The following is a 21,713-nucleotide window of genomic DNA, read 5'->3' on the forward strand; positions in this document are numbered from 1 at the left end:
GAAAAGTCTGATTATGGCTGACAAGCGCCAACAGCAAGGGGGAGCAAGCTCCCCCTTCGGTTTTTACCGGACACTAGTGACGCTCTGCGTGGGAATGCCTCAAGGGACGCTCCGCGTTCCAGCTCTCGAAAGGGACGCGGAGCGTCCCAGGCTGCATTCCCACGCGGAGCATGGGAACGATCAAAAAAACTGCAGTGACTCCCTTCAACACCGTCAAGCAGTGGCCGCAGAACCCACTGGCTCAACCACCGCCACCAACCCCTCCTTCATTCGCTTCGCATCCCTCACAAAACACCGTGACGCCAACACCAGAAACACCATGGTGAAGAACAGCGCCACCGGAATCAGGTACATCGCGTCATGCAGGCCTACGGCCTTGAACGCCTCGGTCATCTGTTCGGCACCCGCCGCCAGCATCGCCGTGTGGGCAAAGTGATCGGACAACGCGCCGACCACCACTGGCCCCAACCCACCGCCCAACAGGTAAAGCCCGGCAAAGAACAAGGCCATGGCGGTGGCCCGCAGGCGCGGCTCGACCACATCCTGAATCGCTGTGTAGACGCAGGTATAGAAGTTATAAGCAAACAGCCACCCCAGGCTGAACACCGCCACGAACACACCAATCTCTATCCGCCCCGAATGCAGCGCCCACGCCGTGCACAGGGTTGAAATGATCAGACTGAACGCAGCGAACAACAGACGACCGTTGGCAACCCGCTGGTGGATCTTGTCCGCCACCCAGCCACCCAGAGTCAGGCCGACCAACCCGGTCACGCCGACGATCACCCCGGTCGCCACCGCCGCTTCCTGCAACGGCATCAGGAAATAGCGCTGCAGCATCGGTACCAGAAACGAATTGCAGGCATAGGTCGCGAAGTTGAAGCACAGCCCGGCCAGCACCAGCCACAGGAAAGTCGGCACCGCCAGGATACGGCGGATAGGCCGGTCAACCTTCTCCTGCGACACTTGCACGCTTTCAGCGGCGCCGCGTTTCGGCTCCTTGATGAAAAACATGAAGACCGCCAGGATCAACCCCGGTACCGCGGCAATGAAGAACGGCGCCCGCCAGCTGTCGAATGCCTTGACCATCGCGCCGATGGTGAAGAACGCCAACAGCAGGCCCAACGGCAGTCCCAGCATGAAAATGCCCATGGCCCGCGCCCGGCGATGGGCCGGGAACAAGTCGCCGATCAGCGAGTTGGCGGCCGGTGCGTAACTGGCTTCACCGATGCCGACACCCATGCGCACGATCAGGAAACTCCAGAAGCTGCCGACCATGCCGTTGACAGCGGTCAAGCCGCTCCACGCCGCCAGGCCCCACCCCATCAACTTGCTGCGCGAGCCGGTATCGGCCATTCGCCCCAGCGGCAGGCCGGCGATCGCGTAGACGATGGTGAAGGCCGTACCGATGATCCCCAGCTGAAAGTCGCTGAGGTGCCACTCCATGCGGATAGGTTCGATGATGATGGCCGGGATCGTGCGGTCGAAGAAGTTGAACAGGTTGGCCAGGAACAGCAGGAACAGAATGCGCCAGGCATTCGCCGCTTGGGTCGAGTTCTGCATGGGTCCGTCTCTTTTATTGTTATGGGGGCTTCATTGCCAGTGCATCCGAGCCCGGAACCTGCAATCTAGTCAGGCGGGCCAGGACTGTCTGTAATTATTCGTAAAGCTGATATCCACCCATGGGAACAGACACGGCCCATGCAACATTTTATTTCCAAACGAACTAAGGTCCATTCCAAAATCATTGGGAGACAATCTGCCACTATCCCTTGCGTTCAATCCACGGCCTCTATACTCCAACACATTCGCCAGCGTTGATTGCTGGCAGGGGAGACAACCACGGGGCATGCTATGGAGTGGCTTGGTCTGCATTTCACTACAGAGCTAGCAGAAAGCGGACAGGTCATACTCCATTGCGTACATGACCCTTTTCTGGTGCTGCTGGCTTTTCTGGTCGCCTGCGCCAGCTGTTTTGCCGCGCTGGATATGGCCGAACGAATCAACCATGCGCAAAAACCGGCTTCCCAACGCCTTTGGCGCTGGATCGGTGCCGGGTGCCTGGCCGGCGGAATCTGGGCCATGCACTTCATCGGCATGTTGGCGTTCCAGGCGCCGATCGACGTCCACTACCATTTGCCCATCACGCTCCTGTCGCTGTTGATCGCCCTGTGTGCGTCGTGGCTGGCAATGCACACCCTCAGCCTGCCTGTCTTGAATGTCCGCCAATGTTGCAAGGCATCGATCATTATTGGCCTGGGCATCGCCACCATGCACTACGTGGGCATGGCCGCCATGCGTTCGCAAGCGACGGCCTACTACCATCCGGCGCTGTTCGTCCTTTCCATCGTGATCGCCACCGGCGCCAGCCTGGCGTTACTGCTGCTGGCGAGCTACCTGCGCAATAGCGCGGGTATTTTTCACCAACTGCGCAAATACGCCGCCAGCCTGGTGCTGGGTGCAGGCATCATGAGCCTGCACTTCACCGGCATGGCCGCCTTCGACCTGGTCCTGCCCACCGGCAGCCAGGTGACCCAACCTTCCGAAAACAACCATCTGCAACTGGGCCTGACGGTAGCCGTCATGACACTGCTGATCATCGGCAGTTGCATCAGCGCAGCGCTGGCGGACAAGAAACTGCAGCACAAGGACCGTGACCTGCTGCGGGTCAACTCGCTACTCAGCCAACTGGACCAGGCGCGCATGTCCCTGCAACAGGTGGCGCACTACGACGCCCTGACCAACCTGGTCAACCGTCGCGGGTTCAACCAGCTCTTCGCCGAGAAGCTTTTGGAGCGTACTCATTCAGGCGGCATGCTCGCCGTCCTGTTCCTCGACATCGACCATTTCAAGCGTATCAACGACAGCCTCGGCCACGATGCCGGCGATGAACTGCTCAAGGTCCTCGCCCGCCACATCAAAAGCTCGGTACGCAGTCATGACGATGTGGTGGCACGCTTTGGTGGCGACGAATTCTGCATTCTCATTGACCTGCATGACCGTGAAGAGGCGCGACAGATGGCCCAGCGCATCATGCTGAAAATGAAGGAACCCATCGAGCTGTCCGGGCGACGCATGGTCATGACCACCAGCATCGGTATCAGCGTGTTTCCCGAGGACGGCAAGACGTGTGAAGAACTGCTGAAAAACGCCGACCTGGCGCTGTATCAATCCAAAGACAGCGGCCGTAACGGTCTGAACTTCTTCAGTGCCAACCTCAAGGCGCGTGCCATGCTGGAGCTGCAACTGGAGGAAGAACTGCGCCATGCCCTGCGCGAAGACACCGGCCTGATGCTCTACTACCAACCGATCCTGGACCTCAAGACCAACCAGGTCAGCAAGCTCGAAGCCTTGATCCGCTGGCAACACCCCGTCCACGGCTTCCTCGCCCCGGACCGTTTCATCGGCATAGCCGAGGCCAATGGCCTGATTACCGAACTGGACAACTGGGTGCTGCGCAAGGCCTGCGTGGACCTGGGCGAGCTGGCGCGCCAGGGTTGCGGGCACTTGAAGATCGCCATCAATTGCTCACCCCTGACCCTGGCGCGCGAAGAACTGAGCGACGAAATCTCACTCGCATTGCGCAGCGCCGGGGTGGAGCCCCATCGCCTGGAACTGGAGGTCACCGAGAGTGCGCTGATGGGCAACATAGCCGATACGCTGGTGTTGCTGCAGCAGATACGCGCCCTCGGCGTCTCGCTCTCGATCGATGACTTCGGCACCGGTTATTCATCCCTGGCTTACCTCAAGCGCTTGCCGCTGAACACGTTGAAGATCGACCGCTCATTCATCCAGGACATTCCCAAATCCACCCAGGACATGGAGATCGTCCAGGCGATCATCGTCATGGCCCACACCCTGCATCTGGACGTGGTTACCGAAGGCGTCGAAACTTTCGAGCAGTACCGGTTTCTCGAAGGCCACGGCTGCGACTTCGTCCAGGGTTACCTGCTCAGCCGCCCGATACCTTTGACCGAACTGCAGCCGGTGCTGAACGAAATCAACCAGCGCAAGCATTCATACACCGTCACGCATCTGGGTCTGGTTCACGGTACATCTGCACTAATGTAGACGGGTCTTTCTCCAGGAACCCCTGCCCACCGTGCAGGCGCATCAATTGCGCAGCCAGGCCGCTGATCGGCGTCGCCGAACCTTGTTCGCGGGAAAACTTCACCGCACCGTCCAGATCCTTGAGCAAAGTCCGCACGTGCCATTTGACCGGTTCGAAACGGCTCTCGGCCATTTGCGGAGCCAGGAACTGCAAGGGCCTTGAATCGGCAAACCCACCGGCCAGTGCCTCGGCGATCAGACTGGCGTCGACCCCGGAGCGCTCCGCCAGGGCCACCACTTCGGCGATGACCAGCGCGTTGCAGGCAACGATCATCTGGTTGCAGACCTTGGTCACCTGCCCTGCGCCCACGGCGCCCATGTGCGTCACGCGCTGGCCAAGACTCAACAAAACCGGTTTGACTCGCTCAAGGTCCGCCACGGTGCCGCCGACCATGATCGCCAGGCTGCCGGCTTCAGCGCCCACCACCCCGCCGGACACCGGTGCATCCAGCCAACCCATGCCGGTTTTGCCGAGTTCTGCCGCCATCTCCCGGGTCGCCGTGGGTTCCAGGCTGGAAAAATCCACCAGTAATTGATCCTTTTTCGCCCCCTCGGCAATGCCCGACTTGCCGAAAACCACCTCGCGAACCACCGCCGTATCCGCCAGGCACAACATGACCACCTCGGCGTGTTGGCACAACTCGGCAGGCGTGGCGACCTGGCGTGCACCGGCCTCGACCAGCGGCACGCACTTGGCCGGATTGCGGTTCCACACAGTCAGTGGGTAACCCGCGGCGAGCAAACGCCGGCACATTGGCAGGCCCATCAGGCCGATTCCGGCAAAACCCAGGGCCGGTAGCGTTGACATCATTTTGCCTCCTTTTGATTAAAGAACACCGAATATTGGCCGATTCATCAAGACGCAGGAAAGGATTCCGCCGAGCGCGCAGCTGACTGCGCCGCCCGGAACTCATACGCGCTGATAAAAGACGCGAGCTCTCATTCCGTGATGGTCGATGACAGTAGTCCCTCGACCAACCAGCCCAGGCAAATGGCGAACAATGACTTCCAAAAACAACCCGGCCCCTGCGCTTTCCGACCTGACGCTGAGCCCGGCGGCGAACAGCCCCGCACCCTCGAAGCCATTGACGCCGTCGCGCCCGCTGGCCACCCAGCAATACCTGTACTTCACCGAAACCAATACCGATCGTATCCTCGACAACCTCGACGGCCTGCGCGACCTGGTGTTCCCCCGCCCACCGCATCTGGAAGGCGACAACGAACAGCACAACGACCAGCAGTTCCCGTCAGTGTGCCTGATTGGCCTGGGCCGCTGCGGTTCGAACATCGCGCTGGATGTCGCGGAACTGGTCTACAACGCCCGCAAGTTCTATCTCAACGAATTCAACAACGAAGATCGCCTCTCGCCCGACAAACGCTATGCGGAAAAAGGCTACAGCCCGGCCCAGTGGATTCGTAACAATTTGCGCCTCGGTTCGAGCAAGGCCACCAAACCGGTGTTCCTGGTAGAACCGCTGGTGATGCTGGGCGACCTGGACAAGGACATTGCCGGGCGTATCCGCTTCTCGCGCAAAGGCGAAAAGAGCGGGTTCCTGCGTGATTACAGCAAAATGAAAATCATGGACCTGTCGGAGGTCCATGCCGGGGGTGCCGGTAACGCACCTATCCTCGGCCAGTACCTGGCCAAGATCATCCTGAACAAGGACACCCAGCGCTTCTCCAGCCCGGACTGGAAGATGATCCACTCGTACCTGATCGACAGCTGCGGCATCAAGGCCAACCAGTCGCGGCTGTACTTCTCGATCTTCAGTGCCGGTGGCGGTACCGGTTCGGGCATGGCCTCGGAGTTCGGCCTGGCCCAGCAACACTCGTACATGAACAAGACGTACGACACCAAGCCGATGGACGAGCATGACAGCAAGAGTGGTCACGCCTTCGTCTTCGAGCCGATCTTCACCAGCGGCATCTGCGTATTGCCGAATATTTCCGATCACCGCAGTGAAATGTCCGAAGCACTGCACATCAACGCCGGTCGTCTGCTGTGCAAATACCTGTCAGAAGAGTGGGACTTCTCCTACAACTTCACCAACGAAGACAGCAGCGAAGCCAGTGTCATGGGCCGTATCCGCCCTTGGAACGCGATGATGCTGATTTCCAACGACATCATGCGCTATGCCGAAGAAAGCGATGACGGCAACATCCAGGACATCGACGTCAACGCGATGGAAAAGCATGCCAACCAGTACATCTCGCAGCAGATCTTCAACATCCTGACCGCGCAGGCGGTCACGACAGACTACGACCAGAACTATTTCCGCCGTGCCGGCATCGACATTGGCGAAACCATTCGCCTGGACGCCAACGACCTGTTCATGAGTCTGGCCGGCCCGGTAGCGATTGCCTACGCCGAGTCCGTGGTTCCGCAAACCCCGGCGCCTACCGGCGACAAGTTCAAGGTGTTCGAGAAAGAGCCACAGCGCCTGAACATCGACGACCTGTTCTTCCGCTCCATCGACCTGCCGCACTTCAATAAAGTCACCCAGGCCATCGAAGGCATCAGCCTGTTGCCGATCGAGTCCAAGCGCTATCGGGCGTCGCTGGAGCAGTACAAGAATTCGGGGTATGACGCGGCTGCCCTGCACGACCTGCACTTCTTCAAGAACTGCTCGTCGGTGGTGTCGATCGTTTCCCTGCCCAAGGACTACAAGCTGTCCTACATGGACCTGAACCGGTTGAAGACGCACCTCAACAACCTGTTCCCCAACACCACGCTCAAGCGCTATGCGCTGGTGATCGGCGCCTCGGCCAACCTGTCGCTGACCACCCTGATCGCCAAGAGTCCGTGCCTGTCGGACGATTTCCTGACCTTGATCGTGGCGTTCATCAAGCGTTGCTTTGCGCGTACCCCTTACCGCTTCGATGACACCCTGGACAACTCGGTCCTGGACTTCATCATCAACGAAGAATTCGATGAAAGCCTGATCGACGACCTGCTCAACGAGTTCGAGAACCCGGCGAAAATTCTCGATACCAATTGGTATGCGATCAAACCGATGTACGAGAAGAAGTATCGCGAGCTGATCAATGACAAGGACAAGTTTGTCTCAATCAATGACATCCGCCTGTCCCGCGACTGCGTGAAAAAAGCGATCAAGTACCTGCGCGAGATCTATCGTCACCGGATTGGCAAGACCAAGGTTATTTCGCTGAATAACCATACGGGCAAGACGGCTTACTAGGATCGGCGCGAGACCGCGTCGCGGCTAATCGCGAGCAAGCTCGCTCCCACAGGTCTGGAGTCGTTCATGGATATTGTGTACGACACCAGACCCTGTGGGAGCGAGCTTGCTCGCGATGACGGCCTCTAATACAACGCAAATTCAATATCCAGAAACAATTAAGCAGCCCTCAGGCTACCCTCCCAACTGTTCCCGTTACGTTTACGTCACCGTGAAGCGTAGCCTTTCTCTACGGCAACGTGCCATCACGCTACTCGGCTACACACTTATCGCCGACAAGTCATCGCACCAATACGGTGCATTCGCTCAGGCCTGGGCCTTTTCCTGGATCAGGATCCACGGTGAAACCACCACCGCCCACAACTGTGGATCGCGTTCGAAAAGATCCAGCGCCCGCGTTTCAGAGAGCTTGGCGACCTTGTCGAGAGCCAGCCAGGCAGCCACTTTCTCGCCGTCATCGGTCGCCATGGCCTCGGCGGCGGCGATCAAATCAAGGCTGGGGTCGACCCACAATAGGGCACCCTTGGCGAAGAACGGCTCCAACTCCTTCCAGGAAATAGATGCGGTTTCGCCAAGCAGCTTGGCATAGAGGGTGCTAGGTTCTTCAGTCATGGGTCCGGTCCGGAAAAGAAATCGACGCAATGATACCGTCGGTGCTCAGGCAGAAAAACCCAGAAGCAATTTGCATCACCGAATGAAAAGCGCAGGAATGCCAGGGAATGCACGGAATATGGCTATAAGCCCGTCAACACCCCGCCGCAATTCTGACTTTTTCTTTCAAAAAAGCGACACCCCCAAGTTTTGCCCCCTGGCGCCAGCTTCCCAGGCTGACAATCGGCGCTCTACACTGTACCGGTACAGTTGCCGAGGGGCTTTTCCGGGGGAATGTCGTAGATACTTACCCGGTTCTGCCGCCTACGGCGCCAGGACTATAAAAATTACAACAGTAAGAGTGGAGCACTATGACTAAGGCTACTAAGCAGATTTCCAAACTGTTTGCCGCTATGGTTCTGGCCGGGGTTGCCAGCCATTCGTTCGCAGCTGACACCATCAAGATCGGCATCGCCGGCCCTAAAACCGGCCCTGTAGCCCAATACGGCGACATGCAGTTCAGTGGCGCCAAAATGGCCATTGAACAGATCAACGCCAAAGGCGGCGTAGACGGCAAGAAACTCGAAGCCGTTGAATACGATGACGCCTGTGATCCAAAACAAGCGGTAGCGGTCGCGAACAAAGTCGTCAACGACGGCGTGAAATTCGTGGTTGGCCACCTGTGCTCCAGCTCCACTCAACCGGCTTCGGACATCTACGAAGACGAAGGCGTGATCATGATCACTCCAGCTGCCACCAGCCCGGACATCACCAACCGTGGTTACAAAATGGTGTTCCGCACCATCGGTCTGGACAGCGCCCAGGGCCCTGCCGCCGGTAACTACATCGCCGACTTCGTCAAACCGAAAATCGTTGCCGTCCTTCACGACAAGCAGCAATACGGTGAAGGCATCGCCACCGCCGTTAAACAGACCCTCGAGAAGAAAGGCACCAAGGTTGCCGTGTTCGAAGGCATCAACGCCGGCGACAAGGACTTCTCCTCGATCATCGCCAAGCTCAAGCAAGCCAACGTCGACTTCGTCTACTACGGCGGCTACCACCCGGAGCTGGGCCTGATCCTGCGTCAAGCGGATGAAAAAGGCCTGAAAGCCAAGTTCATGGGTCCGGAAGGCGTGGGTAACGATTCGATCTCGCAGATCGCCCAGAAGTCCTCCGAAGGCCTGCTGGTGACCCTGCCGAAATCCTTCGACCAGGATCCGGCCAACGTCGCCCTGGCAGACGCGTTCAAAGCCAAGAAAGAAGACCCAAGCGGTCCGTTCGTGTTCCCGGCCTACTCGGCTGTGACCGTGATCGCCGAAGGTATCAAGGCTGCCAAGTCCGAAGACTCCGCCAAAGTGGCTGAAGCCATCCACAAAGGCACCTTCAAGACGCCAACCGGCGACCTGAGCTTCGACGACAAGGGTGACCTGAAGGACTTCAAATTCGTGGTCTACGAGTGGCACTTCGGCAAGCCAAAAACTGAAGCTTCGCCTCAGTAAGGTCCTGCCTGACTGACTGCCAATAAAGCCCACGGCGTGCCGTGGGCTTTGTTTTACGAACGTATCTGGGCCGCGCTGGCGTGATCCGCTAGTCTCCCCACCTGAAAATCTCAAAACCGTCATCAGCGGTTCGCTGGCAAACCCCGAATTCGAAGTGGATGCAGATCCACGGGATCGGGCGGGAAAATGACTCCACCAGTGAAATGCGTATCAGGTTTTTAGGAGCGCTGTAATGCCTGACATCTATCACTTCTTCCAACAGCTGGTTAATGGTTTGACCATTGGCAGCACGTATGCCCTGATCGCCATCGGCTATACGATGGTTTACGGCATCATTGGAATGATCAACTTCGCCCACGGCGAGGTGTACATGATCGGCTCCTACGTGGCGTTCATCGCCATCGCCGGGCTGGCCATGCTGGGACTCGACAGTGTTCCGCTGTTGATGACCGCCGCTTTCCTGGCGACCATCGTCGTCACCAGTGCCTACGGCTACAGCATCGAACGGATCGCCTACCGCCCCTTGCGCGGCAGCAACCGTCTGATCCCGCTGATCTCCGCCATCGGCATGTCGATCTTCCTGCAGAACACGGTTCTGCTGGCGCAAGACTCCAAGGACAAATCCATTCCCAACCTGATTCCGGGCAACTTTGCATTCGGGCCAGGTGGCGCACATGAAGTGCTGATTTCCTACATGCAAATCGTGGTGTTCGTGGTGACCCTGGTCGCCATGCTCGGCCTGACGCTGTTCATCTCCCGCTCTCGCCTGGGTCGCGCCTGCCGCGCCTGTGCCGAAGACATCAAGATGGCCAACCTGCTGGGTATCAACACCAACAACATCATTGCCCTGACCTTCGTCATCGGTGCCGCGCTGGCGGCCATCGCGGCCGTGCTCCTGAGCATGCAATACGGCGTGATCAACCCGAACGCCGGTTTCCTGGTCGGCCTCAAGGCCTTCACCGCCGCGGTATTGGGCGGTATCGGCAGCATTCCGGGCGCCATGCTCGGCGGGCTGGTCTTGGGTGTGGCAGAAGCTTTCGGTGCCGATATCTTCGGCGACCAGTACAAGGACGTCGTAGCCTTCGGTCTCCTGGTTCTGGTGTTGTTGTTCCGGCCAACCGGCCTGCTGGGCCGTCCGGAGGTTGAGAAGGTATGACTAGAAATCTTAAGCAAGCGCTCTTCAGCGCGCTGTTGGTGTGGGCGGTAGCCTATCCGGTACTGGGCCTGAAGCTGACCATCGTCGGTATCCACCTCGAAGTCCACGGCACCAGCACCGCCACGCTGATCACCATCGCCGTGTGTTCGGTGTTGATGTTCCTGCGTGTCCTGTTCGACCAGCAGATCAGCTCGGCCTGGCGCTCCTCGCCGAGCATGCCGCTGATTCCGGCCAAGGCCAGCAACTTCCTGACCCTGCCCTCCACGCAACGCTGGTTCATCATTGCGCTGATCGCCGGTGCACTGGTCTGGCCGTTCTTCGGCTCGCGCGGCGCGGTGGATATCGCGACGCTGGTGCTGATCTACGTGATGCTGGGTCTGGGCCTGAACATCGTGGTCGGCCTGGCTGGCCTGCTCGACCTCGGTTACGTCGGCTTCTACGCCGTCGGCGCCTACAGCTACGCGCTGCTGTCGCATTACTACGGCCTGAGCTTCTGGATCTGCCTGCCGATTGCCGGCCTGATGGCGGCCACCTTCGGCTTCCTGCTCGGTTTCCCGGTGCTGCGTCTGCGCGGCGACTACCTGGCGATCGTGACCCTGGGCTTCGGTGAAATCATCCGTCTGTTCCTGCGCAACCTGACCGGCCTCACGGGCGGTCCGAACGGCATCAGCAACATCGAGAAACCGACGTTCTTCGGCCTGACCTTCGAACGTAAAGCCGCCGAAGGCATGCAGACGTTCCACGAGTACTTCGGCCTGCAATACAACTCGATCAACAAGGTGATCTTCCTTTACCTGGTGGCATTGCTCCTGGCACTCGCTGCGTTGTTCGTCATCAACCGCCTGCTGCGCATGCCCCTGGGTCGTGCCTGGGAAGCACTGCGTGAAGACGAGATCGCCTGCCGTGCGCTGGGCCTGAACCCTACCGTGATCAAACTGTCGGCCTTTACCCTGGGCGCCAGCTTCGCCGGTTTCGCCGGTAGCTTCTTCGCCGCTCGCCAAGGCTTGATCACGCCGGAGTCCTTCACCTTCATCGAGTCGGCGATCATTCTCGCCATCGTCGTACTGGGTGGCATGGGCTCGCAACTGGGTGTGATCCTCGCTGCCGTGGTAATGATCCTGCTGCCGGAAATGATGCGTGAGTTCAGCGAGTACCGCATGTTGATGTTCGGTGCCTTGATGGTACTGATGATGATCTGGCGACCTCAGGGTCTGCTGCCCATGCAACGTCCTCACATGGAGCTGCGCAAATGAGCCGCGAGATCCTTAAAGTAGAAAACTTGAGCATGCGCTTCGGCGGCTTGCTGGCGGTCAACGGCGTTGCCTTGAGCGTAAAAGAGAAACAAGTGGTTGCACTGATCGGCCCCAACGGCGCTGGCAAGACCACCGTGTTCAACTGCCTGACCGGCTTCTACAAGCCGAGCGGTGGCAGCATCCTGCTCGATGGCGAGCAGATTGAAGGCCTGCCGGGCCACAAGATCGCCCTCAAGGGCGTGGTGCGTACCTTCCAGAACGTGCGGTTGTTCAAGGACATGACCGCGGTCGAGAACCTCTTGATCGCCCAGCATCGCCACCTGAACACCAACTTCCTGTCCGGCCTGTTCAAGACCCCGGGGTTCCGTAAGAGCGAACGCGAGGCCATGGAATTTGCCGAGTATTGGCTGGAAAAGGTCAATCTCAAGGAGTTCGCCAACCGTCCGGCCGGCACCCTGGCCTACGGTCAGCAACGGCGCCTGGAAATCGCCCGCTGCATGATGACCCGTCCGCGGATCCTCATGCTAGACGAACCGGCCGCCGGCCTGAACCCGAAGGAAACCGAAGACCTCAAGGCGCTGATCAGCGTGTTGCGTGAAGAGCACAACGTCACCGTGCTGCTGATCGAACACGACATGAAACTGGTCATGAGCATTTCCGACCACATCGTCGTGATCAACCAGGGCACGCCTCTGGCAAACGGTACACCGGAACAGATCCGCGACAATCCTGAAGTGATCAAAGCCTACCTGGGGGAAGCGTAAATGCTGCAGTTCGAAAACGTTTCCACCTTCTACGGCAAGATCCAGGCGCTGCACAGTGTCAACGTCGAAGTCCGCCAGGGCGAGATCGTGACCCTGATCGGCGCCAACGGTGCCGGCAAATCCACGCTGTTGATGACCCTGTGCGGTTCGCCGCGGGCCCACAGCGGCAGCATCCGCTACATGGGTGAGGAACTGGTCGGTCAGGATTCTTCGCAGATCATGCGCAAGAGCATTGCCGTGGTGCCGGAAGGTCGTCGGGTGTTTTCCCGCCTGACCGTGGAAGAAAACCTCTCCATGGGCGGTTTCTTCACTGCCAAAGGCGACTATCAGGAACAGATGGACAAGGTCCTCGAACTTTTCCCACGCCTGAAAGAGCGCTTCAGCCAGCGTGGCGGCACCATGTCCGGCGGCGAACAACAGATGCTCGCCATCGGCCGTGCGCTGATGAGCAAGCCCAAGCTGTTGCTGCTCGACGAGCCTTCGCTGGGTCTGGCCCCGATCATCATCCAGCAGATCTTCGATATCATCGAACAACTGCGCAAGGACGGTGTGACGGTGTTCCTGGTCGAGCAGAACGCCAACCAGGCCCTGAAAATTGCTGACCGCGCCTACGTGCTGGAAAACGGCCGGGTGGTGATGACAGGCACTGGTGAAGCGCTGCTGACCGATCCGAAAGTGCGTGATGCGTACCTCGGTGGCTAAGCCTTTGCGGTAAACAAAAAACGGCCTTCGCGGGCCGTTTTTTTATGCCTGGTAGCCCCTGTAGGAGCTGGCTTGCCAGCGAAAGCGGTAGCTCACTCACCACCTTCCCTGAATGTGAAATTGCCTTCGCTGGCAAGCCAGCTCCTACAAGGATCGTACGACCCACTACAACCGATCCAGCGCTTCGCCACTGCGCTTGAACCACCCGATCAAATAATCCGCCAGCACATGCGTGCGCTTGGGCAACCCGCCCTGATACGGATGCACCAGATACATCGGCATGCTGCGGGTCTGATAATCGCGCAGCAGCCAGCGCAAACGCCCGCCAGCCAATTCCGCCGGCAATGCGTAGGACGGTAAACGGGCAATCCCGGCGCCCGCCAGTGCGGCCTTTTTCAACAGGTTGTAATGGTTACTGGCGAATGGCCCCGAAACCCGCACCCGCAACAGTTCGTGTTGTTGGTGATACAACCACTCCTCCCGACCACTGTAATGGCTGTTGAGCAGGCACCGGTGCTCGGCAAGCGCCTGAGGGGTCTGCGGTTCACCGTATTGCTCCAGATAGGCCGGACTGGCGCAGGTCAGTTCCCGCCATGCCAATAGCGGGCGCGCCACCAGGCGCTGGTCAATCGCGACATCGGAGCGGATCGCCAGATCGAAGCCGTCACGGGACAGATCGCGGTAGTTGTTGTTGAGCTCCAGTTCGATCTGCACCTCGGGATATTGGGCCGAGAACTCAAGCAGCAAGCCATCGAAGAAGGTTTCCCCCAGCGATACCGGAACCGTCATCCGCACCGGGCCGGCCATGTCGTCCTTCAGGCGTGCCAAGGCCTGGCGCGCACGTTCGACTTGCACCACCAGCGCCTGGGCCTGGGGCAACAAGGCAGCACCCGCCGCCGTCAGGCTCAAGCGCCGGGTGGTGCGTTGCAGCAGGACCACGGAAAACTGCGCTTCCAACTGGCTGATGCGCTTGGACAGCTGGCCCTTGCTGCAACCCAATTGCTGCGCCGCCAAGGTAAAACTGCCCGCCTCGACCAACACCGCGAATGCCGCCAGGTCATCCATCTCGCTCATGGATTGTTTCCATTTGAAAACCAAAGGTTGCCTATTAGCACGCTTATCCACAGAAAAAACCACTCTAAACTGAAGCCTCATTCAACCCACACGAGGATCATCCCGCATGAAAATTCTTTTGATCGGCGCAGGCGGCACCATTGGTTCGGCGGTCGACAAGGAGCTGTCCCAACGTCACGAGATCATCCGCATTGGCCGCAGCAGCGGTGATTTGCGGGTGGATATCAGTGACAGCACGTCGATTCGCCAACTGTTCGAACAGACCGGCAAATTCGATGCACTGGTGTGTGCCGCCGGCAACGTGACCTTCGCGCCACTGGGCGAAATGACTGAAGAGAGTTTTGCCCTGGGCCTCAAGGACAAACTGATGGGTCAGGTCAACCTGGTGTTGATTGGACGCGAGTTCGCCAATGACGGAGCATCGTTCACGCTCACCACCGGTGTACTCAGCCATGATCCGATCCGCAGCGGCGCGTCCGCAGCACTGGTCAACGGTGCACTGGACAGTTTCGTCCGCGCTGCCGCCATCGAGTTGCCACGCGGCCTGCGAGTGAACTCGATCAGCCCGACCGTCCTCGTCGAAGCTATGGGCAGCTATGCCCCCTATTTCCGTGGCTACAAGCCGGTTCCTGCGAAGGATGTGGCATTGGCCTACGCCAAAAGTGTCGAAGGCTTGCAGACAGGTCAAACCTTTCACGTGGGCTAAAGCCTTGTGATGAACGGTCAGGCTGAGTAACGTGGCGGCACTTGTCAGGAGACCCCACGATGCGTGCTGCCCGTTCCTTAGTCCTCGTTGCCCTTCTTCCGCTGTTCGCCGCCTGCCAGTTGTTCGATGGCTCGCGTGAAAGCGCTTCCCACGCAGGCCAGACCCGCATGCAGGGTCAGTTGAGCGCCGCCGAGGGCAAACTGATGTTCCAGCCATGCGGCGAGCAGAAACGTTATGCGGTCAACGACACGGGCAGTACCAGCGTGCTGCAACAGGCTGCGAGCCTGGCCGATGCCCAGGGCAAACTGTTTGCCGATGTTCGTGGGCGGATCGTTTCCGGTTCCGGCGACGGGCAACTGGACCTCGAACAGCTGTACCGCGTCGAGCGTTCGGGAAATGCCTGTGCCGATCCCGACTTCAAGAAGCTGATCCTGCGGGCCGCCGGCCATGCCCCCGAGTGGAGCGTGAGAGTCACCGGCAAAGGCATGATCCTCGAACGCGCCGGCCAGGCGCCGTTGGCCGTGCCCTACGTTGAGGAGCAATTGGGCGATGGCCGCTTCAACCTCAGCACCGAAGCCAACCAGCAGCACATCGAACTGTGGGTCGCACCGCAACGCTGCGTCGACAGCAGCACCGGCAGCATCCAGCACATGAGTGCTGAACTGCGAATCAACGGCCAGGTGCAACGTGGTTGCGGGTATTTCGGCGGATCGCGCGACGACTGATCGTTTAAGCCTCACGGGCCCGCGCCTTTGAGGCTTATAATCGCCGGTTTCAAACGCCCTGGCGCAGTTGTGCGCCCCGCGAACCGGATCCTGCCATGTTACGAATCACCGAACTCAAGCTGCCGATCGACCATCCCGATGAAGACCTGCGCCCTGCCATCCTGCAGCGCCTGGGCATCACCAGCGATGACTTGCTCGATTTCACCTTGTTCAAGCGCAGCTACGATGCACGCAAAAAGTCCTCGGAGCTGTGCTTCATCTACACCATCGACCTCGATGTTCGCGATGAGGCGGCGGTGCTGCACAAGTTCGCCGATGACCGTAACGTCAACGTGGCACCGGATGTCAGCTACAAAATGGTCGGCCAGGCGCCGACCGACCTGAGCGTGCGCCCCGTTGTGGTCGGTTTTGGCCCGTGCGGGATTTTCGCCGGGCTTTTGCTGGCGCAAATGGGCTTCAAGCCGATCATCCTCGAACGTGGCACCGAAGTGCGCCAGCGCACCAAGGACACCTGGGGCCTGTGGCGTAAAAGCGTGCTCAACCCCGAGTCCAACGTGCAATTCGGCGAGGGCGGCGCGGGGACATTCTCCGACGGCAAGCTCTACAGCCAGATCAAGGATCCGAAGTTCATAGGGCGCAAAGTGCTCAATGAGTTCGTCAAGGCTGGCGCCCCGGAAGAAATCCTCTACGTCAGCAAACCGCACATCGGTACGTTCCGCCTGACGGGCGTTGTGGAAAACATGCGTGAGCAGATTCGCGCCATGGGCGGCGAAGTGCGCTTCCAGCAGCGGGTGACTGACGTGCTGATCGAGGACGGCCAACTGGTTGGCGTCGAACTCGATGGCGGCGAACAGATCCACTCGAAACACGTGATCCTGGCCCTCGGTCACAGTGCGCGTGACACCTTCCGCATGCTCCACGGCCGTGGCGTGTTCATGGAAGCCAAGCCGTTCTCGGTAGGTTTCCGCATCGAGCACCCGCAGTCGCTGATCGACCGCGCGCGTCTGGGCAAGTATGCCGGCCACCCGAAACTCGGTGCCGCCGACTACAAACTGGTGCACCACGCCAAGAACGGCCGTTCCGTCTACAGCTTCTGCATGTGCCCGGGCGGCACGGTGGTGGCGGCGACCTCCGAGCCCAACCGCGTGGTCACCAATGGCATGAGCCAGTACTCGCGTAACGAGCGCAACGCCAACTCCGGGATCGTTGTCGGGATTACCCCGGAAGTCGATTACCCGGGTGGCCCGCTGGCCGGTATCGAGTTGCAGGAACGCCTGGAATCCCACGCCTTTGTACTCGGCGGCAGCAACTACGAGGCACCGGCGCAACTGGTCGGCGACTTTATCGCCGGCAAGCCGTCCACCGAACTGGGCAGCGTCGAACCGTCCTACAAGCCAGGTGTTGCCCTGGGAGACTTGGCGCTGGCCTTGCCCGCCTTCGCCATCGAAGCGATTCGCGAAGCCTTGCCGGCGTTCGAGAAACAGATTCGCGGTTACTCGCTGCACGATGCCGTGTTGACCGGGATCGAGACCCGCACGTCGTCGCCGCTGCGCATCACCCGCAACGAGTCGATGCAAAGCCTGAACGTCAAGGGCTTGTTCCCGGCCGGTGAAGGCGCCGGTTACGCGGGCGGGATTCTGTCGGCGGGTGTGGATGGGATTCGCATTGCCGAAGCCGTGGCGCGGGATATTCTGGGCCTGCAAGCCTGACGCATATCCCTTGTGGGAGCGAGCCTGCTGGCGAAGGCGGATTAGCACTCAACAGAAATGTTGACTGATCTACCGCTTTCGCGAGCAGGCTCGCTCCCACAATGATTTTCTGCGCCTGATAAGTTCAGATATTGGCGCGCAACACGCTCGCCGGCAGCGGCTCGCCGCGCTCGACCGTCGCGGCAACCGCATCGATCAACCCGCCCAGTTCAAACCCCTCGGCCTTGAGCCACGCCTGATTGTAATACGTCGTGGCATAGCGCTCGCCACTGTCGCACAGAATCGCCACGATCGCCCCCTCCTCCCCCGCCGCCGCCATCTGCTGCGCCGCCATCAAGGCGCCGATCAGGTTGGTCCCACTCGATCCGCCGACGTGACGCCCCAGGCGTTCGGCCAGGTAATGCATGGCGGCCAGCGACAAGGCGTCCGGCACCTTGACCATCGCATCGATGACCTTGGGCAGAAATGACGCTTCGACCCGGGGCCGACCGATGCCCTCGACCCGCGAACCGTGATCCAGGCGCAGGCTGGCATCGCCGCTCTGGTAGTAATCGAAGAACACCGAGCGTTCGGCATCTGCGCACAACACGCGAGTGGCGTGCTGGCGGTAACGCACGTAACGCCCCAGGGTCGCCGTCGTGCCCCCGGTGCCGGGGCTGGACACCAGCCAGCTCGGCTCCGGGTGCTTTTCGAAGCGCATCTGCTGGAAGATCGATTCGGCGATGTTGTTGTTCGCTCGCCAGTCGGTCGCCCGCTCGGCGTAGGTGAACTGGTCGATGAAATGGCCGTCGTGTTCGCGCGCCAGGCGCTCGGACTCGGCGTAGATCTGCGTCGGGTCCGCGACCAGGTGCGTCTGCCCGCCATAGAAAGCGATCTGCGCAATCTTCTCCCTTGACGTGCTGGCCGGCACCACGGCAATGAACGGCACCCCCAGCAAACGCGCGAAGTAGGCCTCGGAAATCGCCGTCGAACCGCTGGACGCCTCGATCACCGGTGCGCCGGGCTTGAGCCAGCCATTGCACAGCGCATACAGGAACAGCGACCGCGCCAGGCGGTGTTTCAGGCTGCCGGTGGGATGGCTCGACTCATCCTTGAAGTACAACTCGATGCCCGCAAAACCCGGCAGCGACAAGGGGATCAGGTGAGTGTCGGCGCTGCGCTGGAAGTCAGCTTCGATGATCCGGATGGCTTCGCGGGACCACTGTCGGTTGTCGCTCATGGTGGTTTTCTCGATGGGTCGGGCAATAGGCGGCCTTGTGACAAGCCTTAACCTCCAAGCTTAGGAAAAATCCTACATCCAGCACAGATACAGCTGAGTTCCAATACGTCCGGCAACTGCTAGGCTCAGGTTCTTGCCGCAGAATCGCGCTGTTACGACATATAACAAAAAAGAATATAACTTTTGTTTTAACAACTAACGGTACGGGTTAGGGTGTGCCACCTTTTGACTTTATCGATGGAGAGCGACCTTGCCTCTGCGTAGTACGTTCACGCGTTTCTTTCAGCTGGAAGCTGCCAGCGGTCTGCTATTGATCGCCGCGGCTGTCCTCGCGTTGATCATCAACAACTCTGCCCTGTCGTGGCTTTACAACGATCTGCTGGAAACCCCCGTCGTCGCTCAGATCGGCGCGCTGAAAATCGCCAAGCCGCTGCTGCTGTGGATCAACGACGGGCTGATGGCGATGTTCTTCCTGCTGATCGGGCTGGAGGTCAAGCGCGAGGTCCTCGACGGGCAATTGTCCAAGCCGTCGCAAATCGTCCTGCCCGGCGCGGCCGCCATTGGCGGCATGGTGGTGCCGGCGCTGATCTACTGGTTCCTCAACCGTGACAACCCGCCGGCCCTGAACGGCTGGGCGATCCCGACGGCCACCGACATCGCTTTCGCGCTGGGCGTACTGGCGCTGCTGGGCAAACGCGTGCCGGTTTCGCTGAAGTTGTTCCTGATGACCCTGGCGATCATCGACGACCTCGGCGCCATCGTGATCATCGCGATTTTCTATTCCGGCGCGCTGTCGACCCTGTCCCTGGTCTTGGCCGCAGCCTGCATCGCGGCGCTGATCGGGATGAACCGGCTCGGCGTGGTGAAGCTCGGACCGTACATGATCATCGGCCTGATCCTCTGGGTCTGCGTGCTCAAGAGCGGTGTGCATGCCACGCTGGCGGGCGTGACCCTGGCTTTCTGCATCCCGCTACGCACGAAAAACGCCGAACCGTCGCCCCTGCTGACACTGGAACACGCGCTGCACCCCTGGGTGGCCTACGGCATCCTGCCATTGTTCGCTTTTGCCAACGCGGGCCTGTCCCTGACTGGCGTGACCGTCGAGAGCTTCACCCATGACGTGCCAATGGGCATCGCGATCGGCCTGCTGCTGGGCAAGACCATCGGCGTGTATGGCCTGACCTGGCTCGCGGTGAAAACCGGCATCGCCGCCCTGCCCCAAGGAGCCAATTGGGGTCAGGTGCTGGGGGTCGCGATTCTCTGCGGCATTGGTTTCACCATGAGCCTGTTCGTCGGCTCGCTGGCCTTTGAGCCGGGCGTCAGTGACTACGCCGGGATGGACCGCATGGGGATCCTGACCGGCTCGATTCTGGCTGCATTGATCGGCTATGCCGTGACGGCGGCGGCGAGTCGCAAGACTGTGCTACAAGCGGCATAGCCCCGGACGGTGCAACAGCTTCCAATGCCGGAAATCCTGTAGGAGCGAGCATGCTCCGGGCGCCGTTCCGACGATGGTCGTTAACGATAACGCTGGAAACCTGAGACCCCGCGGTGCTCTCAGGTTCATCGCGAGCAAGCTCACTCCTAAACATTACGCACCAAGATTTCGGATTCTTCCTACGATCTTTACGGATGCTGCCTGCATAAATCTCCAGGCCTTTCTCGATAACTTTGCGAATTCTGACTCGTGCGTTTTGCTTTATGCAGCCACGGTCAAATTCAGTCATGTTGGAGAGGGTTATGACGCTTTGTCAGGGACTAATGCCCCCGCATCTTTGCGAAACCAAGGTCGCTCGCCTTGCAGACCTTGCTGCCGAAATTGCTGGCGCAGACCAGGATCGGAGCAGGCATCAGTTGGCTGAATTCAATCGAGAGGCCATGACCCAACTGACCTTTCTCGACTTTCAAGGCATTTACGCAGCCCAGGATCACGACACATGGGTTCGCCAGATCCTGGCGGCTCCTTATGAACGACGCATGAGGGATATCTCCCAATCTGAACTGATTGAAATCGCTCGAAGACTCATGAATGCCGATAGCCCGGAACATGCCACCGACTTGTGGCTGAAAATGTTGGTACTCAATATTGCGGATGCTCGTGTTTCCGATCTTTTTTTCTGGCCAAGTGAATATTCTGGCGATGGGGACAACGCTCGTGAACTGACACCGGAGCAGATCATTGAAACGGCCCTGAAGAACAGCGATTTGTAACCTGATGCTGGAAACCGGCGCAAAAGAAAACCCCGACCAGTCACCCTGATCGGGGTTTTCTTTTACCCGTGTTCCCGCTTAGTGGGAAACGCGGCTGGTGCCATCAACCGTGGCAATACGCACGCGCTCGCCGACACGGAACACTTCGTTTTCCTGAACCTGTTGCACGTAGGCGCGCATGCTGCCGTCGTCTTCGCGCACGGTGATTTCCACGCCCTGGGTGCGGGTCAGGCCTTCTTCGGTGGCCGAGCCCAGCAGCCCACCGGCAACGGCGCCGATGACCGCTGCAACGATGCTGCCGCGGCCGCCGCCGATGGCACTGCCGCCGACACCGCCGACTACTGCACCCGCAGCGCCGCCAATCGGGGTTTTGGTGCCTTCGATCTTCACCGGTCGCAGGGCTTCGATGGTGCCCATGCGAATCGTCTGTACGCGACGCGCTTCGTCACGGGAATAGGAGTCACCGGTCAGGCTCGATTGGCAGCCGGTGAGCAACATCGCCATCGTGGAAAAGGAAGCAACCAGCAGAACAGACTTACGCATAGCATCAACTCCAAAGGACAAGTAACCATTAAACTCCGCAGCTTGACGCCTGTCACGGCCTTGCCCGGAGAAAATTGCTTCGATTCAGCCTCCGTACAGGCCCCTTGCGAACTCAACACACAGCAGCGGCCTTTACCCACAACTGCGCCACTGACCGTAATGCTGTTCACTTTAGTGGCTCGATGTGGAAAGAAAATCAAAAGCCAAAGTGAGGCGGCCTGACAGCCGACCTGAATGCAGGTCTGTCCGGG

18 protein-coding genes are annotated in these 21,713 nt (G+C 59.6%); 12 read left to right on the forward strand and 6 right to left on the reverse strand.

Features of this window, described 5'->3' with window-relative positions; genetic code table 11:
* Window positions 1-213 precede the first annotated feature (213 nt).
* Complete coding sequence (locus tag ACIO0C_RS29780) at window positions 214-1,563, reverse strand: spinster family MFS transporter (protein ID WP_401317860.1); 1,350 nt, start codon at window positions 1,561-1,563, stop codon at window positions 214-216.
* 291 nt (window positions 1,564-1,854) lie between these two features.
* Here ACIO0C_RS29780 and ACIO0C_RS29785 point away from each other — a divergent pair, with 291 nt between their 5' ends.
* Complete coding sequence (locus tag ACIO0C_RS29785; protein ID WP_401317862.1) at window positions 1,855-4,071, forward strand: putative bifunctional diguanylate cyclase/phosphodiesterase; 2,217 nt, start codon at window positions 1,855-1,857, stop codon at window positions 4,069-4,071.
* Here ACIO0C_RS29785 and ACIO0C_RS29790 read toward each other — a convergent pair.
* Window positions 4,028-4,921: an NAD(P)-dependent oxidoreductase gene (locus tag ACIO0C_RS29790; RefSeq protein ID WP_401317865.1), complete on the reverse strand. Its 894-nt coding sequence runs from the start codon at window positions 4,919-4,921 to the stop codon at window positions 4,028-4,030. The two genes, ACIO0C_RS29785 and ACIO0C_RS29790, sit on opposite strands and share 44 nt — an antisense overlap.
* 190 nt (window positions 4,922-5,111) lie before the next feature.
* On the opposite strand from ACIO0C_RS29790, the gene ACIO0C_RS29795 reads away from it, so the two are divergent.
* Window positions 5,112-7,310 carry a hypothetical protein gene (locus tag ACIO0C_RS29795; protein ID WP_401317868.1) on the forward strand — a complete coding sequence of 733 codons (2,199 nt, stop codon included), beginning with the start codon at window positions 5,112-5,114 and terminating at the stop codon, window positions 7,308-7,310.
* A gap of 306 nt (window positions 7,311-7,616) precedes the next feature.
* Here ACIO0C_RS29795 and ACIO0C_RS29800 read toward each other — a convergent pair whose 3' ends face one another.
* A complete protein-coding gene (locus ACIO0C_RS29800; RefSeq protein ID WP_401317870.1) occupies window positions 7,617-7,922 on the reverse strand; it encodes a DUF2288 domain-containing protein in 306 nt (101 codons plus the stop codon).
* Between the two features lie 350 nt (window positions 7,923-8,272).
* Between ACIO0C_RS29800 and ACIO0C_RS29805 the strand changes: the two genes are divergently transcribed.
* The 5 genes from ACIO0C_RS29805 to ACIO0C_RS29825 all read left to right on the forward strand — a co-directional run bounded on the left by ACIO0C_RS29805 (window position 8,273) and on the right by ACIO0C_RS29825 (window position 13,275).
* Window positions 8,273-9,400, forward strand: coding sequence for a branched-chain amino acid ABC transporter substrate-binding protein (locus ACIO0C_RS29805; RefSeq protein ID WP_008056847.1), 1,128 nt, complete (start codon window positions 8,273-8,275; stop codon window positions 9,398-9,400).
* 232 nt (window positions 9,401-9,632) lie between these two features.
* A complete protein-coding gene (livH, locus tag ACIO0C_RS29810; protein ID WP_007947264.1) occupies window positions 9,633-10,556 on the forward strand; it encodes a high-affinity branched-chain amino acid ABC transporter permease LivH in 924 nt (307 codons plus the stop codon).
* Window positions 10,553-11,809 carry a high-affinity branched-chain amino acid ABC transporter permease LivM gene (locus ACIO0C_RS29815; protein WP_008056846.1) on the forward strand — a complete coding sequence of 419 codons (1,257 nt, stop codon included), beginning with the start codon at window positions 10,553-10,555 and terminating at the stop codon, window positions 11,807-11,809. Before livH ends, ACIO0C_RS29815 begins: the two co-directional genes overlap by 4 nt.
* The gene (gene livG, locus ACIO0C_RS29820; RefSeq protein WP_008056845.1) at window positions 11,806-12,573 is read left to right on the forward strand and encodes a high-affinity branched-chain amino acid ABC transporter ATP-binding protein LivG; all 768 of its coding nucleotides are present in this window, start codon (window positions 11,806-11,808) and stop codon (window positions 12,571-12,573) included. The genes ACIO0C_RS29815 and livG overlap by 4 nt, the downstream gene beginning before the upstream one ends.
* Window positions 12,574-13,275, forward strand: coding sequence for an ABC transporter ATP-binding protein (locus ACIO0C_RS29825; RefSeq protein ID WP_401317874.1), 702 nt, complete (start codon window positions 12,574-12,576; stop codon window positions 13,273-13,275). It abuts the gene before it with no gap.
* Window positions 13,276-13,440: 165 nt separating this feature from the next.
* Here ACIO0C_RS29825 and ACIO0C_RS29830 read toward each other — a convergent pair whose 3' ends face one another.
* Window positions 13,441-14,349 (reverse strand): LysR family transcriptional regulator, encoded by a 909-nt coding sequence (locus ACIO0C_RS29830; RefSeq protein ID WP_401317877.1) that lies wholly within the window; start codon window positions 14,347-14,349, stop codon window positions 13,441-13,443.
* 106 nt (window positions 14,350-14,455) lie between these two features.
* Between ACIO0C_RS29830 and ACIO0C_RS29835 the strand changes: the two genes are divergently transcribed.
* From ACIO0C_RS29835 to ACIO0C_RS29845, 3 genes are all read left to right on the forward strand, one after another.
* The gene (locus ACIO0C_RS29835) at window positions 14,456-15,055 is read left to right on the forward strand and encodes a short chain dehydrogenase (protein WP_401317880.1); all 600 of its coding nucleotides are present in this window, start codon (window positions 14,456-14,458) and stop codon (window positions 15,053-15,055) included.
* A gap of 59 nt (window positions 15,056-15,114) precedes the next feature.
* Window positions 15,115-15,780 (forward strand): COG3650 family protein, encoded by a 666-nt coding sequence (locus ACIO0C_RS29840; protein ID WP_401317882.1) that lies wholly within the window; start codon window positions 15,115-15,117, stop codon window positions 15,778-15,780.
* A 95-nt stretch (window positions 15,781-15,875) separates the two neighbouring features.
* Complete coding sequence (locus tag ACIO0C_RS29845) at window positions 15,876-17,489, forward strand: NAD(P)/FAD-dependent oxidoreductase (RefSeq protein WP_401317885.1); 1,614 nt, start codon at window positions 15,876-15,878, stop codon at window positions 17,487-17,489.
* A gap of 124 nt (window positions 17,490-17,613) precedes the next feature.
* On the opposite strand, the gene ACIO0C_RS29850 is transcribed toward ACIO0C_RS29845, so the two are convergent.
* Window positions 17,614-18,708 carry a PLP-dependent cysteine synthase family protein gene (locus tag ACIO0C_RS29850; protein WP_401317888.1) on the reverse strand — a complete coding sequence of 365 codons (1,095 nt, stop codon included), beginning with the start codon at window positions 18,706-18,708 and terminating at the stop codon, window positions 17,614-17,616.
* A 250-nt stretch (window positions 18,709-18,958) separates the two neighbouring features.
* Here ACIO0C_RS29850 and nhaA point away from each other — a divergent pair, with 250 nt between their 5' ends.
* The gene (nhaA, locus tag ACIO0C_RS29855; protein WP_401317891.1) at window positions 18,959-20,146 is read left to right on the forward strand and encodes a Na+/H+ antiporter NhaA; all 1,188 of its coding nucleotides are present in this window, start codon (window positions 18,959-18,961) and stop codon (window positions 20,144-20,146) included.
* A 302-nt stretch (window positions 20,147-20,448) separates the two neighbouring features.
* Window positions 20,449-20,919 carry a hypothetical protein gene (locus ACIO0C_RS29860; RefSeq protein WP_401317894.1) on the forward strand — a complete coding sequence of 157 codons (471 nt, stop codon included), beginning with the start codon at window positions 20,449-20,451 and terminating at the stop codon, window positions 20,917-20,919.
* A 78-nt stretch (window positions 20,920-20,997) separates the two neighbouring features.
* Here ACIO0C_RS29860 and ACIO0C_RS29865 read toward each other — a convergent pair whose 3' ends face one another.
* Window positions 20,998-21,462 carry a glycine zipper 2TM domain-containing protein gene (locus tag ACIO0C_RS29865; RefSeq protein WP_020798113.1) on the reverse strand — a complete coding sequence of 155 codons (465 nt, stop codon included), beginning with the start codon at window positions 21,460-21,462 and terminating at the stop codon, window positions 20,998-21,000.
* Between the last annotated feature and the right edge of the window lie 251 nt (window positions 21,463-21,713).

Source organism: Pseudomonas sp. NPDC087336, from assembly GCF_044744285.1.
GTDB lineage: Bacteria > Pseudomonadota > Gammaproteobacteria > Pseudomonadales > Pseudomonadaceae > Aquipseudomonas.